At 68.2% G+C, this 14979-nt stretch carries 11 protein-coding genes; 8 read left to right on the top strand and 3 right to left on the bottom strand.

Translation table 11 applies throughout. The features are described 5' to 3' along the window. Positions 1 to 148 precede the first annotated feature (148 nt). From CFB81_RS20585 to CFB81_RS20595, 3 genes are all read right to left on the bottom strand, one after another. Complete coding sequence (locus CFB81_RS20585) at positions 149 to 1336, bottom strand: porin (protein WP_089436342.1); 1188 nt, start codon at positions 1334 to 1336, stop codon at positions 149 to 151. 104 nt (positions 1337 to 1440) lie between these two features. Then, the gene (locus CFB81_RS20590) at positions 1441 to 3861 is read right to left on the bottom strand and encodes a glycoside hydrolase family 31 protein (protein ID WP_089436343.1); all 2421 of its coding nucleotides are present in this window, start codon (positions 3859 to 3861) and stop codon (positions 1441 to 1443) included. Positions 3862 to 3888: 27 nt separating this feature from the next. Continuing rightward, on the bottom strand, positions 3889 to 5160 hold the full coding sequence (locus CFB81_RS20595) for an MFS transporter (protein WP_069616359.1): 1272 nt from the start codon (positions 5158 to 5160) through the stop codon (positions 3889 to 3891). A gap of 470 nt (positions 5161 to 5630) precedes the next feature. Between CFB81_RS20595 and CFB81_RS20600 the strand changes: the two genes are divergently transcribed. The 8 genes from CFB81_RS20600 (at position 5631) to CFB81_RS20635 (ending at position 14952) form a co-directional block, all read left to right on the top strand. After that, positions 5631 to 6575, top strand: coding sequence for a MurR/RpiR family transcriptional regulator (locus tag CFB81_RS20600; protein ID WP_069616360.1), 945 nt, complete (start codon positions 5631 to 5633; stop codon positions 6573 to 6575). Continuing rightward, positions 6572 to 7561: an isoaspartyl peptidase/L-asparaginase family protein gene (locus CFB81_RS20605; RefSeq protein ID WP_069616361.1), complete on the top strand. Its 990-nt coding sequence runs from the start codon at positions 6572 to 6574 to the stop codon at positions 7559 to 7561. The genes CFB81_RS20600 and CFB81_RS20605 overlap by 4 nt, the downstream gene beginning before the upstream one ends. 26 nt (positions 7562 to 7587) lie before the next feature. Beyond that, entirely contained in the window at positions 7588 to 9492 is a 1905-nt protein-coding gene (locus CFB81_RS20610; RefSeq protein ID WP_069616362.1) for a dipeptide ABC transporter ATP-binding protein, read from the top strand. Positions 9493 to 9594: 102 nt separating this feature from the next. Further along, positions 9595 to 11157, top strand: coding sequence for a glutathione ABC transporter substrate-binding protein GsiB (gsiB, locus tag CFB81_RS20615; RefSeq protein WP_069616363.1), 1563 nt, complete (start codon positions 9595 to 9597; stop codon positions 11155 to 11157). A gap of 67 nt (positions 11158 to 11224) precedes the next feature. Then, positions 11225 to 12145 carry a glutathione ABC transporter permease GsiC gene (gene gsiC / locus CFB81_RS20620; protein ID WP_069616364.1) on the top strand — a complete coding sequence of 307 codons (921 nt, stop codon included), beginning with the start codon at positions 11225 to 11227 and terminating at the stop codon, positions 12143 to 12145. A gap of 7 nt (positions 12146 to 12152) precedes the next feature. Further along, on the top strand, positions 12153 to 13046 hold the full coding sequence (gene gsiD / locus CFB81_RS20625; protein WP_069616365.1) for a glutathione ABC transporter permease GsiD: 894 nt from the start codon (positions 12153 to 12155) through the stop codon (positions 13044 to 13046). Further along, a complete protein-coding gene (locus CFB81_RS20630; protein ID WP_089436344.1) occupies positions 13046 to 14128 on the top strand; it encodes a P1 family peptidase in 1083 nt (360 codons plus the stop codon). The genes gsiD and CFB81_RS20630 overlap by 1 nt, the downstream gene beginning before the upstream one ends. Further along, positions 14125 to 14952 carry a M55 family metallopeptidase gene (locus CFB81_RS20635; protein ID WP_069616367.1) on the top strand — a complete coding sequence of 276 codons (828 nt, stop codon included), beginning with the start codon at positions 14125 to 14127 and terminating at the stop codon, positions 14950 to 14952. Before CFB81_RS20630 ends, CFB81_RS20635 begins: the two co-directional genes overlap by 4 nt. Positions 14953 to 14979 lie beyond the last annotated feature (27 nt).

Here is a 14979-nt window from a genome sequence, read left to right on the forward strand (position 1 = left end):
GGCGAGCGAGAAAACCCGCGCGGTGCGTGCGGCGAGCGGGCGAGGCGGGGAAACGCGGCGGCGAACGCATATCGGACACCCGGACGGCGCGTACGGCATGCGCATCGTCCGGGTAGAAGACGGCGCACGAAAGGCGCCGCCAGAGGGTTCAGAACGTGACTGCGATCCCGGCCATGCCGACGAACTGGCCGTGCGTCGTCGACGGCGTGAGCTGCTGCGAATCGCCGACGATCGGCGCCGCGTCGACGATGTGGCCGGCGCCTTGCGCGCCGAGCGTCCGCCCGCTCGAATGCGTGTAGGCCTGCAGCGCGTAGAGCGTCGTGCGTTTCGACAGGCTGTACGACTCCTTCAGCGAGTACTGCTGATAGCGGGCCGCGTTCGCGACGCCGTTCGCCTTCGATGCGAGCGTGTACGCGAATGCGCCGGCCACCGAGAACGTCGGCGTGAAGCGGTACGCGGCGAGCGCGCCGTAGGTGTTGAACACGGCCGTGTCGGTGAAGGCCGAGCCGTTGCCGGGCAGATACTTCACGTTCGAATAGTTGAGCCCCATCGTCAGGTCGCCGAGCGTGTAGTTGCCGGCCGCCGCGACCTGCTCGACGGCCTTCGCGGTCAGGTAGCCCTGGTTCAGCACGGACACCGCGAAGCTGCCCGACGACGCGGTGGCCGGATTCAGGAAGCCCGCGGAAGAGCCCGAGCTGTTGATCCGCAGATAGCCGGCCGCGATCCCGATCGGCCCGTTCGCGTAGCGCAGCGCGGCGCTGAACGTGTTGCCCTTGCCGGTCGCGCCCGCGATGCCGCCGAATGCGTACATTGCGCTCGCGGTCAGGCCGGCGAAGGTCGGCGACGTATAGGTAACCGAATTGTTCACGCGAATCGTCGTGTCGAGGCCGTCGATGTCGCCCGGATGTGCGCCGGTGGCGCCCGTCAGCCAGCTGCTCGACGCGTACGGGCCGACGAACAGGAAGTAGGGCGTGTACTGGCGGCCGGCCGTCACCGTGCCGTAGCTCGCGTTGCGCAGACCGACGAAGGCTTGGCGATTGAACATCGTGCCGGCGGCGGCCTGCGCACCCGTATTCAGGTTGAAGCCGGCCTGCAGATCGAAGATCGCGTGCGTGCCGCCGCCGAGATCCTCGTCGCCGCGCAGCCCGAACTTCGACGCATACAGGTTGCCGTCGCGCAGGTAGATGTTCGAGTGCCCTTGCTGGTTGTTCACGTACGCGAGCGAATCGTCGACGACGCCGTACAGCGTGACGCTGCTCTGCGCATGGGCGGCGGTCGCGCCGAGCGATGCGGCCGATAAAATCAGGATTGCATAACGGTTGACAGGTGCTTTCATTGTCGATCTCCGGGTCTCTTCATATTTTCAACGGGGCGGGAGGTCGAATGCCTCCTCCGTGGCGGGCGGCGGGCCGCGCGAACGGCCCGCCTGATCGGGTTGGTTCAGTGGTCGAACGCGACGACGAGGCGGCGCCACGCGCCGTCCCGCGCATCCTGCTCGACGCGCGCGCCGCGCACGGCAACCGGGCCTTGCAGCGACACGGGCAGCAGGATCTCGACGCGGTCGGCCGGGCGCGCCGGGCGGCCGTCCCAGCGGACCGATACGCCGAGCTCGCCCGACGCCTCGCGGCCGGTCTCGATGCGCCACAGTCCGTACTCGCCGTCGCGCCACGCTTCCGTCTCGCCGTCGTCCTCGACGCATTCGCCGTACGCGACGCCGTCCTCGATGCGCGGTGCGACGAGGAAGCCGCGCGTGTCGGTGCGCATGCCGAAATGCTGTTCGGCGACGTTCAACGGCAGCACGCGACCTTCGCGCAGCAGCATCACCGGCGTGTCGAGCGGCGCGGGCAGCGTCACGCTTGCACCGCCGTCGAACGACTGCGCGCTCGCGCAGCACGTCCAGCGTGCGCCGGACGGCAGGTACACCGTGCGTTCGGTCCGGCCGGGATCGACGACCGGTGCAACCAGCAGCGCGTCGCCGAGCATCATGTCGTCGCAGATGTCGTAGCAGCGCGCATCGCCGGGGAAGTCGGCGAGGGTCGGCCGCAGCACGGGCTCGTAGCGCGTCGTCGACAGCCACAGCAGGTGATAGAGGTAGGGCAGCAGCCGGTAGCGCTGCTTGATCAGCGCCGCGATCTGCGCGGTGATCTCCGGGTACATCCACGGTTCGTTGACGGTGCCGTCGTCGTTCCACGAATGAATGCTGAAGCGCGGCATGAAGATGCCGAACTGCACCCAGCGCAGCAGCAATTCCGGCGACGGCGCGGGGCCGGAGAAGCCGCCGATGTCGTGGCCGATGTTCGACACGCCCGACAGCGCGAGCCCGAGGCCCATTTTCAGGTTGTAGCGCAGCGTCTCCCACGACGTGTAGTTGTCGCCCGACCACGTCTGCACGTAGCGCTGCATCCCGGCGCCGCCGGAGCGCGACACGAGGAACGGCCGCCGCGCGGGCGCATGCGCGCGCTGCGCGTCGCGCGACGCGCGCATCATCAGCATCGTCTGCAGCACCTTCGCTTCGCGCGCCGGAAACGGCTGGCCGAAGCCGTGCGCGATCGCGTCGGGCGACCAGATCTCGTATTCGTTGTTGTCGTTCCAGGTCGATTCGATTCCGTATTCCAGCAGCGCCGACGTGACCTGCTCCTGCCACCAGCGATAGGCGTCCGGCTGCGTGAAGTCGACGTACGCGCCGACTTCGTCCCAGAACTGCACCCATGCGGGCTCGCCCGACGCGGAACGGATCAGCAGCCCGCGCTGCGCGGCGTCGTCGAAGGCCGGATGGTCGCGCAGCAGGCAGGGCTTGATGTTCGCGCACAGGCGGATGCCGTGGTCGCGATAGTGCTGCACGAAACCCTTCGCGTCGGGAAACTTGTCGCGGTTCCAGTTGAACACGTAGCGCTTCGCGCCGATCGACGTATAGCCCGACGACAGGTGGAACGAATCGCACAGGATGTCGTGCGCGTCGCACTGCTCGAGGAACTGGTTCATCTGCTGCTGCGCGTCCGGCGCATCGGTGTAGCTCATCGTCGAGCCCGAATAGCCGAGCCCCCATTTCGGCGTGCGTGCGGGGCGCCCGGTCAACCACGTGAAGCGTCGCGCGGCCGCGAGCGGCGTAGCGGGCGACGCGATGAAGTAGTAGTCGAGATCGCCGTGCTCGGCGACGAAATAGCGATAGGGCCCGTGGTAGTTGTCGAGCTCGCGGCCCATGTCGAACGAGCAGTCGGACAGCGTGTCGTAGAACAGCCCGAAGCCCTGGCACGTATCGGGCGACCACGTGATGTAGAACGGAATGTGCTTGTACAGCGGGTCCGTGCTTTTCGCGCTGTAACCCATCGCGTCGATGTTGCGCATCTCGAAGCGTGCGCCCGTGCGGTCGAGTTCGCCCGCGCGTTCGCCGAGGCCGAACACCTTGTCGCCGCGTTCGCGAGCGACGTAGTGATATGCGCGATCGTCCCACCAGCCGAAGTTGTATGCCTGCGTCGCGCGGTCGGCGAGCGCGACGCGCCATGCGCCGTTCGCGTCGCGCATCGACCACGTGCAATGGCCGCCTCGTCGGCGCACCGTGAGCCGGATCTGCGCGGTTTCGATCCGCACGCCGTCGTCGTCTTCGACGAAGTCGTAGTGCGGCAGTGCGAAGCCGCTCAGGTCGAGGCGGTCGCGCCCGTCGAGCGGCACGTCGTCGAGACCGGGTGCGATCGTCCACGTGCGCGGGGTGCGCGCCGTCGCGTCGGGCAGCACGCGCACTCGCACGATGTCGTCCTCGAGCACGAAGATTTCGACGGTGGCGCCCGTATCGGACGCGAGCAGCACGCGGTTCGCGTGGTGGCTGGCGACGCGGAACACGGGCGGATGAAGGAGCGAAGTCATGAATGCGATTCCTGGTGAAAACGGAGGTCAGGCGTGCTGCGCGAGCAGGCGTTCCTGCTTCGACTGCCCGCGGATCAGCAGCGCGAGCAGCGTGACGCCGATGATGTCGAACAGGCCGAGGCACGCGAACAGCGGCGCATAGCCGATCTTGTCGGCGAGCGCACCGACCAGCAGCGAGAAGCCGAGGCCGCCGATCCACGCGGCCATCCCGGCGAAGCCGCTCGCGGTGCCGACTTCCTCGGGATCGAACACGTCGGCCGACAGCGTGTTGACGAGCGCGGAGATCATCTGGTGCGCGAAGCCGCCGACGCAGAACAGCGCAATCGCCATGTACGGCGACGACACGAGCCCGATCATCGCCGGCCCGAGCATCAGCACTGCGCCGAGCGCGACGCCGGCGACGCGCGACCACACGAGCGGCAGCTTGAAGCGATTCGCGAGGTACGGCGACAGGTAGCCGCCCGCGATGCCGCCAAGGTCGGCCGCGAGAAACGGCATCCACGCGAATACCGCGATCTGCGTGAGCGGCATGTGGCGCTCGGTCGCAAGGTACAGCGGAATCCAGAAGCTGAAGGTCTGCCACGCGGGTTCCGCGAAAAAGCGCGGCAGCGCGATCGCCCAGAAGCGCCGCGCGGTGACGACGTCGCGGATGCGGCGCTTCGACACGGGCGGCATCGTCGCCTGGCCGTCGCGGATCAGCGTGCGTTCCTGCGGCGTGAGGCGCGGATGGTCGGCCGGGGACCGGTACTGCGTGTACCAGAGCGCCGCCCACAGGAAGCCGAGCGCGCCGGTGACCATGAACGCGGCCTGCCAACCGAACCGCATCGAGATGAACACGACGAGCGGCGGCGCGATCGCGGCGCCGAGCGACGTGCCCGCGTTGAAGTAGCCGACCGCGACGGATTTCTCGCGATCGGGAAACCATTCGGCGACGGCCTTCATTCCGGACGGAATCGCGGCGGCCTCGAACAGGCCCAGAAAGCCGCGCAGGATGCCGAGCGAGAGCCACCCCGACGCGAAGCCGTGCGCGACGCCGACCACCGACCACAGCATCGCGAACAGCGCGAAGCCGAGCCGCAGCCCGATCAGGTCGACGATGAATCCGCACACCGGCTGCATGATCGTGTAGCCGATCTGGAACGCGCCGACGATGTACGAGTACTGCTGCGTCGAGATCGCGAACACCTGCTTGAGTTCGGGCGCGAGCACCGCGAGGGAATTCCGTGCGAGGTAGTTGAGGATCGTGCCGAGACACACCAGCACGATGATCCACCAGCGCAACGCCTTGACTGTCTTCACTGCTGTCTCCTGTCAGGGAGGGCGGCGCGCGGCGCCTGCCCTGTCCATGAGGCCATCCGTCGGGATGGCTTGTTTCGTTTTCGTTCGTACGATGTCCGATCTTGATGCGCGCCCGATTTGCCGGTTTATCGCGAAATCACGGTGTTCGAGCGAACATTTCGTCGTCGTTGAGCTGCAATGTTATCTGACGACTGATCATTTTCGAACATCCTATGTTCGAATGCGAATCCGGTCAACGTGAATCTGCATTCGAACGAACGTACTCGGGGTTTTCCCGATGAGCGGATGACGGCCGCGCGCGGCGGCGCAGGGCGGTCGCCCGTCGCAGGCCCGTGCGGTGGGGCCGAATGCCCCGTCCGCCCGGTCGACAGGCGCCGGATGGGGCGGGACAACGCGGATGAAAATTTATTTCTTTTCTGGCGGTAGATTGTGTAAATTCATTTTCATCGAACCTTGCAACAACCCTTCGCATGACGCCTCTCGTTCCGCCTGATGTCAGTCACGACGAACTCGCGATCGCCGAGCGGATCGCGTCGGCGATGCCGTTGATGACGCCAATTCACCGGCGCATGGGCGAATTCGTGCTCGCGAACCCGTTTCGCGCGGCGACGATGCGGATCGACGAACTCGCGCAGGCCGTGAATGCGTCGATCGCGACCGCGAACCGCTTCGCGAAGGCGCTCGGTTTCGACGGCTATCCGGCGATGCGCGCGGCGCTCGTGCGCGGCTTCGAGGCCACGCTCGGGCCGGTCGAGCGGCTGCGTTCCGCGCAGGAGCAGGAATCCGGCGTACGCGGCGCGGTCTGGATCGATGCGGTATTCGACCAGGCTGTCGCCAACATCGAGAACACGCGCGCGCAACTGGACGCGGCCGATGTCGAGGCGGCGGTCGAGGCGATCGTCGGCGCGCGACGCGTGCTGATTCTCGGTGCCGGGTCGAGCGCATTCCTTGCCGGGCTGATCGAGCATGGCCTGTCCGTCTGCCACGACAGCGTGCAGTCGCTCGCGCTGCTCGGCGGGCCTTCGCATGCGGCGCGACGCCTGTACACGGCCGATTCGCGCGATCTCGTGATCGCGCTCGCGTTTCCGCGCTACGTGAAGGACACGATCGAGCTGGCGCGTCGTGCGGCGGCGCGCGGCGCACGCGTGCTCGGCATTTCCGACGGTCCGCAATCGCCGCTTGCACCGGTCGCGTCGCTGAACCTGTACGTGAAGGCCGAGCGGCGTTTCGCGGCCACGTCGGAAGCGGCCGTGCTCACGATGATCGAGGCGCTGATCGATGCAGTCGCGCTGCGCACGCACCGGTCCGCGAAATCCGCCGCCGAGATGACCGAATTCCTGCTGCCGTGGCTCGTGCAGCCGCAAGCGGCGCTGCCGGCCGCCAACCCTTCTTCCCCCCGTCCGAAAAAATCATGACTTCACCCGCGATCGTCGCGATTCACGGCGGCGCAGGCACGATCCTGCGCGAAGCGATGGATACCGACACCGAACGTCGGTACCGCGCCGAGCTCACCGCGATCCTGCAGGCCGCGCAACAGGTGCTGGCCGACGGCGGCAGCGCGCTCGACGCGGTGACCGTCGCGGTGCGCATGCTCGAGGACTGTCCGCTGTTCAACGCCGGGCGCGGCGCCGTCTATACGGCCGAAGGCAAGCACGAACTCGACGCGGCGGTCATGGACGGCGCGACGCTCGGCGCCGGCGCGATCTGCTGCGCGACGCGCGTGCGCAATCCGGTGCTCGCCGCGCGGCGCGTGATGGAGGCGAGCGAGCACGTGCTGTTCGCCGGCGCGGGCGCCGATGCGTTCGCCGCCGCCCAAGGGCTCGAACTCGCCGAACCCGGCTACTTCGACACCGAAACGCGGCATGCGCAGTGGGTCAAGGCGCGCGCGGCGGCCGGCATGATGCTCGACCACGATGCGGCCAGCTTCGCGTTCGGCGGCGCCGCCCAATCCGCCGAGCCGCTCGATCCGGACCGCAAGCACGGCACGGTCGGTGCGGTCGCGCGCGACCTGAACGGCCACATCGCGGCGGCGACGTCGACGGGCGGCATCACGAACAAGCAGCCGGGCCGCGTCGGCGATTCGCCGATCATCGGCGCCGGCTGCTATGCGGACGACGCGACCTGCGCCGTCTCCGCGACGGGCACCGGCGAGATGTTCATCCGGCTCGCGACCGCGCATGACGTGGCGGCGCAGATCGCGTATCGCGGCGCGTCGCTCGCGGACGCCGCGCACGATGTCGTGATGAACAAGCTGCCGCGCCTCGCGGGCCGCGGCGGGATCATCGCGGTCGACGCACAGGGCAACGTCGCGATGCCGTTCAACACAGAAGGGATGTACCGCGGCTACGCGCGCGTCGGTGAAGCGCCGGTCGTCGGCATCTACCGCGACGATGCGGCCTGATTGCGGATCGCACGAGGAGATATGTCATGACTTCGAGCCGTAACCCGTCGCCCTTGACGTTGCCCGAGCAGCGCGTGGTGGCCGTCGACGACCTGTCGGTCACGTTCCGCCGCGAAAGCGCGACGTTCGACGCGGTGCGCAACGTGTCGTTTCACGTCGATCGCGGCGAGACGCTCGCGATCGTCGGCGAATCGGGCTCGGGCAAGTCGGTCACGTCGCTCGCGCTGATGCGGCTCGTCGAGCACGGCGGCGGCGAGATCACGAGCGGCCGCATTGCGTTCCGGCGACGTGGCGGCGCGCTGGTCGATCTCGCGCAGGCGAGCGCCGCGACGATGCGCGGCATCCGCGGCGCGGACATCGCGATGATCTTCCAGGAGCCGATGACGTCGCTGAACCCGGTGTTTACGGTCGGCGACCAGATCAGCGAGGCGATCGCGCTGCACCAGTCGAAGAGCGCGGCCGAAGCACGCGCGGAAGCGCTGCGGCTGCTCGATCTCGTGCGCATCCCGGAAGCGCGCCGCGTGTTCGCGCGCTATCCGCACCAGCTCTCGGGCGGGATGCGGCAACGCGTGATGATCGCGATGGCATTGTCGTGCCGGCCCGCGCTGCTGATCGCCGACGAGCCGACGACCGCGCTCGACGTGACGATCCAGGCGCAGATCCTGCAACTGGTGCGCGGGCTGCAGGACGAAATGAACATGGGCGTGATCTTCATCACGCACGACATGGGCGTGGTGGCCGAAGTGGCCGACCGCGTGCTCGTGATGTATCGCGGCGAGAAGGTCGAGGAGGGCGAGTCGGACCGCATCTTCGCGACGCCCGCGCATCGCTATACGCGGGCGCTGCTCGCGGCCGTGCCGCGGCTCGGCTCGATGCAGGGCACCGACGCACCCGAGAAATTCCCGCTGTTGAAGGTGGACGGCACGAACGCGGCGGCCACGGCCGCGACGACGGCGTCCGCCGCGAACGACGCGCAGCCGCCTGTCGATCACGCCGCGCCGCCGATCCTGCGCGTGCGCGATCTCGTCACGCGCTTTCCGGTGAAGAGCGGCGTGTTCGGCCGCGTGTCGCAATACGTGCATGCGGTCGAGCGCGTGAGCTTCGAGCTGCGCGCGGGCGAGACGCTCGCGCTCGTCGGCGAATCGGGCTGCGGCAAGTCGACCACCGGCCGTTCGCTGCTGCGCCTCGTCGAATCGCAAAGCGGCTCGATCGAATTCGACGGCCGCGACATCAGCGCGCTGAAGGGCCCGGACCTGCAGGCGCTGCGCCGTAACATCCAGTTCATCTTCCAGGACCCGTTCGCGTCGCTGAACCCGCGCCTGACCGTCGGCTTTTCGATCATGGAGCCGCTGCTCGTGCATGGCGTCGCGAGCGGCAGCGACGCGCAGGCGCGCGTCGACTGGCTGCTCGACAAGGTTGGCCTGCCGCCGGAGGCCGCGCGCCGCTATCCGCACGAATTCTCGGGCGGCCAGCGCCAGCGGATCGCGATCGCGCGTGCGCTCGCGCTGAATCCGAAGGTCGTGATCGCCGACGAGTCGGTGTCGGCGCTCGACGTGTCGGTGCAGGCGCAGATCGTCAACCTGATGCTCGACCTGCAGCGCGAGCTCGGCGTCGCGTATCTGTTCATCTCGCACGACATGGCGGTGGTCGAGCGCGTCAGCCATCGCGTCGCGGTGATGTATCTCGGCCAGATCGTCGAGATCGGCCCGCGCCGCGCGGTGTTCGAGGCGCCGCAGCATCCGTACACGAAGAAGCTGATGAGCGCGGTGCCGGTGGCCGACCCCGCGCGCCGGCATGCGCCGCGCCAGCTCGCGGCGGACGAGATTCCGAGCCCGATCCGCGCGGTCGGCGACGAGCCGGTCGTCGCGCCGCTCGTCGCGGTCGGCCCCGATCATTATGTCGCGACGCATCGCGTCGGCGGCGCGTATTGAGTCGTGGAGTCGTGCGTCGCGATGACGCCGCACGAACCAGCAGGCAGTCGAAACCGAAACGCCCGTGAGGCGTCACCGATTCACCGATAGGAGCCCAGCAAAATGAACAAGCAGCATCCGTTTCCGATGTTTCGTCCGCGCGCATGCTTCGTCGCGCTCGCCGGCGCGTTCGCGCTGTCGGCCGCGCTGCCCGCGTTCGCGCAGCAGACCGCGGTGATGGCGGTGGATTCGACCTTCACGACGATGGACCCGTACGACGCGAACGACACGGTGTCGCAGGCCGTCGTCAAGTCGTTCTACCAGGGGCTGTTCGGCTTCGACAAGGACATGAAGCTCGTCAACGTGCTCGCGACCGGCTATGAAGCCAGCCCCGATGCGAAGACGTACACGATCAAGCTGCGCTCGGGCGTGAAGTTCCACGACGGCACCGATTTCAACGCGGCGGCCGTGAAGGCGAACTTCGACCGCGTGACCGATCCCGCGAACCACCTGAAGCGCTACAACATGTTCCGCGTGATCGAGAAGACCGAGGCCGTCGATCCGACCACGGTGAAGGTCACGCTGCGCGAGCCGTTCTCGGCGTTCATCAACACGCTCGCGCACCCGTCGGCCGTGATGATCTCGCCGGCCGCGCTGAAGAAGTGGGGCCGCGACATCGCGCTGCATCCGGTCGGCACCGGGCCGTTCGAGTTCGTCGAGTGGAAGCAGACCGACGACCTGAAGGTGAAGAAGTTCGCCGGCTACTGGAAGAAGGGCTATCCGAAGATCGACGCGATCGACTGGAAGCCGGTGGTCGACAACAACACGCGCGCGGCGCTGATGAAGACGGGCGAAGCCGATTTTGCGTTCCGCATTCCGTTCGAACAGGCGGCCGACCTGAAGAGCAACCCGAAGGTCGACGTGGTCGAACGGCCGTCGATCGTGCAGCGCTACGTGTCGCTGAACATGCTGCAAAAGCCGTTCGACAACCCGAAGGTGCGCCAGGCGCTGAACTACGCGGTGAACAAGGAAGCGCTCGCGAAGGTCGCGTTCTCCGGTTTCGCGACGCCGTCGACCGGCGTGGTGCCGCAGGGCGTCGATTACGCGACGAAGCTCGGGCCCTGGCCGTACGACCCGGCGAAGGCACGCTCGCTGCTGAAGGAAGCCGGCTATCCGAACGGTTTCGAGACGACGCTGTGGTCCGCGTATAACAACTCGACGTCGCAGAAGGCGATCCAGTTCGTGCAGCAGCAGCTCGCGCAGGTCGGCGTGAAGGTGCAGGTGCAGGCGCTGGAGGCCGGCGAACGCGTCGCGAAGGTCGAGAGCGCGCCGGATCCGGCGAAGGCGCCGGTGCGGATGTACTACATCGGCTGGTCGTCGTCGACCGGCGAAGCGAACTGGGCGATCACGCCGCTGCTGGCCGGCGCGTCGGCGCCACCGAAGCTGGTCAACACCGCGTACTACAAGAACGACACGGTGGACGGCGACCTGACGAAGGCGCTGGAGACGGTCGACCGCACGCAGAAGGCCGAGCTGTACGCCGATGCGCAGAAGCAGATCTGGGCCGACGCGCCGTGGATCTTCCTCGTGCAGGAGAAGATCGTGTATGCGCGCAGCAAGCGGCTGCAGGGCGCGTACGTGATGCCGGACGGCTCGTTCAACTTCGACGAGATCTCGCTGAAATGACGGCGGTTTGCCCGCCACGCAGCGCCGGCGGCACGAGCCGCCGGTGCGCTGATTCGATCGGTGTCCCATGCTGAATTTCCTCGTCAAACGCCTGTTCGGCCTGCTGCCCACGCTCGCGATCGTCGCGGTGCTGGTGTTCCTGTTCGTGCACCTGTTGCCGGGCGACCCGGCGCGGCTCGCGGCCGGCCCCGAAGCCGACGAGGCGACCGTCGCGCTCGTGCGCGCCGATCTCGGGCTCGACCGGCCGCTGCCCGCGCAGTTCGCACGCTTCTTCGCGAAGATCGCGCACGGCGATTTCGGCGTGTCGACGCGCAGCAAGCGGCCGGTGTCGACCGAGATCGGCGAGCGCTTCATGCCGACACTGCTGTTGACGCTCGTCAGCATGGGGTGGTCGACGCTGTTCGGCATGGCGATCGGCATTGCGTCGGCGGTCTGGCGCAATCGCTGGCCCGACCGGCTCGGCATGACGCTCGCGGTGTCGGGCATCTCGTTTCCGGCCTTCGCGCTCGGCATGCTGCTGATGGAGATCTTCTCGGTGAAGCTCGGCTGGCTGCCGGTCGTGCCGGACGGCACGTGGAAGAGCTACGTGCTGCCGTCGCTGACGCTCGGCGCCGCGGTCGCGGCGGTGATGGCGCGCTTCACGCGCGCGTCGTTCGTCGAGGTGCTGAACGAGGACTTCGTGCGCACCGCGCGCGCGAAGGGCGTGCACGAACCGATGGTCGTGCTCAAGCACTGCCTGCGCAACGCGATGATCCCGGTCGTCACGATGATGGGGCTGCAGTTCGGCTTCCTGCTCGGCGGCTCGATCGTCGTCGAGGCCGTGTTCAACTGGCCGGGGCTCGGGCGCCTGCTGGTCGACGCGGTGACGATGCGCGACTACCCGGTGATCCAGGCGATCGTCCTGCTGTTCTCGCTCGAATTCATCCTGATCAACCTGACCGTCGACGTGCTGTACGCGGTCATCAACCCGACCATCCGGTTCAAGTGAGGCCAGCATGAACGCGACTGTCCAGCCCGCGGCACCGGCCGCAACGACCGCGATCCGCACGCCGTGGCGCGAATTCTGGCGCAAGTTCCGCAAGCAGACCATCGCGCTCGTCGCGGGCGGCTTCGTGCTGGCGCTCGTCGTGCTCGCGTTCGTCGGCCCGCACATCGTGCCGTTCGATCCGGAAAACTATTTCGACTACGACGCGCTGAATGCAGGGCCGTCGGCCGTGCACTGGTTCGGCGTCGATTCGCTCGGCCGCGACATCTTCAGCCGGATCGTCGCGGGCACGCGCATCTCGCTCGCGGCCGGCTTCTTCTCGGTGGCGCTCGGCGCGGTGATCGGCACGTTGTTCGGGCTGCTCGCCGGCTATTACGAAGGCTGGTGGGACCGCATCACGATGCGCGTCGCCGACGTGCTGTTCGCGTTCCCGGGCATCCTGCTCGCGATCGGCGTGGTGGCGATCCTCGGCAACGGGATGGTCAATGTGATCTGCGCGGTCGCGATCTTCAGCATCCCGGCGTTCGCGCGGCTCGTGCGCGGCAACACGCTGATGCTCAAGCACATGACCTATGTGGAGGCCGCGCGCAGCATCGGCGCGTCCGACTGGACGATCATCATGCGGCACATCCTGCCGGGCACCGTGTCGTCGGTGGTCGTCTACTTCACGATGCGGATCGGCACGTCGATCATTACCGCCGCGAGCCTGTCGTTCCTCGGGCTCGGCGCGCAGCCGCCGACGCCGGAGTGGGGCGCGATGCTCAACGAGGCGCGCGCGGACATGGTGACGGCGCCGCACATCGCGGTGTTCCCGAGCCTCGCGATCTTCCTGACCGTGCTCGCGTTCAACCTGCTCGGCGACGGGCTGCGCGACGCGCTTGACCCGAAGCTGGAGCGCCGTTGATGCGGGCGGTGCCGATGTGGAGCGCGACGCTGCCGGCCGGGCCGCGCGGCACGATCGCCGACGTGCCGGGCGTGACGGTCGGCCATTGCACGCTCGATGCCGGCAACGTGCAGACGGGCGTGACCGTCGTGAAGCCGCATCCGGGCGACGTGTACCGCAGCAAGGTGCCGGCGGGGGCGGCCGTGATCAACGGTTTCGGCAAGAGTGTCGGGCTCGTGCAGGTCGACGAACTCGGCACGCTCGAGACGCCGGTCGCGCTGACCAACACGTTCGGCGTCGGTGCGGTCGCCCACGCGCAGATCCGCGCCGCGATCGCCGCGAATCCGCGGATCGGCCGCGACTGGTCGACCGTCAATCCGCTCGTGTTCGAGTGCAACGACGGTTACCTGAACGACATCCAGGCGTTCGCGGTTACCGCCGCGCATTACGACGACGCGTGCCGCGCGGTGTCGCGCGACGTCGCACGCGGCGCGGTGGGCGCCGGGCGCGGGATGTCGTGCTTCGACCTGAAAGGCGGGATCGGTTCCGCGTCGCGCGTGGCCGTCGCGGCCGGCCGGCCCTATACGGTCGGCGCGCTCGTGCTCGCGAATTTCGGCCGGCTGCCGATGCTGACGCTCGGCGGTGTGCCGCTCGGCCGCGTCGTCGCGCAACGGCGCGCGGCCGAAGCCGCGCACGCGGCGCCGCCCGAGCAGGGCTCGATCATCCTGTTGCTGGCGACCGATGCGCCGCTCGACGCGCGGCAGCTGTCGCGGCTCGCGCGCCGCGCGGCGGCCGGGCTGGCCCGCACCGGTTCCGTGTACGGGCATGGCAGCGGCGACATCGCGCTCGCGTTCTCGACCGCCTACACGATCGCGCACGACGCATCGACGATCGCGCTGCCGGCCCTCGTGGCCGATGCGGCGCTCGATCCGCTGTTCATGGCCGCGGCCGAAAGCGTCGAGCACGCGATCGCCGACGCGTTGCTGCAAGCGGTAACGGTCGCCGGGCGCGACGGCCACGTGCGGCAATCGCTGCGCGACGCGGTGCCCGATCTCGACCGGTGGTTCAACGAGTACAACGAAGGACGTTCGACCCTGTCATGAAGATCCTGATCTCGACCGACATCGAGGGTGTCGCCGGCGTATTCGCGATCGAGCAGACGCGCGCCGGCAATCCGGAATACGAGCGCGCGCGCCGCTGGATGACCGCCGAGGCGAACGCGGCGATCGAAGGCGCGTTCGCGGGCGGCGCGCAAGCCGTCTGGGTCAACGATTCGCACGGCGGCTTTCGCAACCTGCTGCCCGACGGGCTCGATGCGCGGGCGCGCGTCGTGCTCGGCAAGCCGCGCACGCTCGGGATGATGACGGGCGTCGAACAGCAGCCCGATCTCGTGTTCATGATCGGCTATCACGCGAAATCGCAGGCGCGCGGCGTGCTCGCGCACACGATCAACAGCTTTGCGTTCACGCAGGTGTGGCTGAACGGCGTCGAGCTCGGCGAAGCCGGACTGTACGGCGCGCTAGCGCGGGAATACGGCGCGCATGTCGCGCTCGCGACCGGCGACGACGTATTCGCCGAGGAAACGCAGCCGCTGTTTCCGGACGCGCGTTTCGAGACGGTCAAGACGGCCGGCGGCGCATCGAGCGGCGAGACGCTCACGCCGTCGGCGTCGTGCGCGCGGATCGCGGCCGCCGCGCGGGAAACGGTCGCGCGTGCGCTGTCGTCCGGCGTGCGCGCCGGCACGCATCGGCCCGCGCCGGCCGCTTGCACGCTGCGCGTGCAGACGGTCGCGCTCGCCGACCTGTTCTGCGTGCTGCCGTCGCTCGAGCGCGTCGATGCGGTGACGCTGCGCTTCGACGGGCCGTCGGTCGAGCATGTGGTGCGCACGCTGAACAGCCTGTCGGCAATGTCGTTCATGCTGCGGTAATGGGTGCCGCGACCATGCCGCCGGCGC

The sequence above is a fragment of the Burkholderia sp. AU28863 genome, from assembly GCF_002223195.1.
GTDB lineage: Bacteria > Pseudomonadota > Gammaproteobacteria > Burkholderiales > Burkholderiaceae > Burkholderia > Burkholderia sola.

Bases quoted from the DNA above. Each gene is read 5' to 3' on its own strand.
- CFB81_RS20630 (WP_089436344.1), top strand. From the start codon at position 13,046: ATGCGGGCGGTGCCGATGTGGAGCGCGACGCTGCCGGCCGGGCCGCGC.
- gsiB (WP_069616363.1), top strand. From the start codon at position 9,595: ATGAACAAGCAGCATCCGTTTCCGATGTTTCGTCCGCGCGCATGCTTC.
- gsiD (WP_069616365.1), top strand. From the start codon at position 12,153: ATGAACGCGACTGTCCAGCCCGCGGCACCGGCCGCAACGACCGCGATC.
- CFB81_RS20610 (WP_069616362.1), top strand. From the start codon at position 7,588: ATGACTTCGAGCCGTAACCCGTCGCCCTTGACGTTGCCCGAGCAGCGC.
- gsiC (WP_069616364.1), top strand. From the start codon at position 11,225: ATGCTGAATTTCCTCGTCAAACGCCTGTTCGGCCTGCTGCCCACGCTC.
- CFB81_RS20590 (WP_089436343.1), bottom strand. From the start codon at position 3,861: ATGACTTCGCTCCTTCATCCGCCCGTGTTCCGCGTCGCCAGCCACCAC.
- CFB81_RS20635 (WP_069616367.1), top strand. From the start codon at position 14,125: ATGAAGATCCTGATCTCGACCGACATCGAGGGTGTCGCCGGCGTATTC.
- CFB81_RS20585 (WP_089436342.1), bottom strand. From the start codon at position 1,336: ATGAAAGCACCTGTCAACCGTTATGCAATCCTGATTTTATCGGCCGCA.
- CFB81_RS20605 (WP_069616361.1), top strand. From the start codon at position 6,572: ATGACTTCACCCGCGATCGTCGCGATTCACGGCGGCGCAGGCACGATC.
- CFB81_RS20600 (WP_069616360.1), top strand. From the start codon at position 5,631: ATGACGCCTCTCGTTCCGCCTGATGTCAGTCACGACGAACTCGCGATC.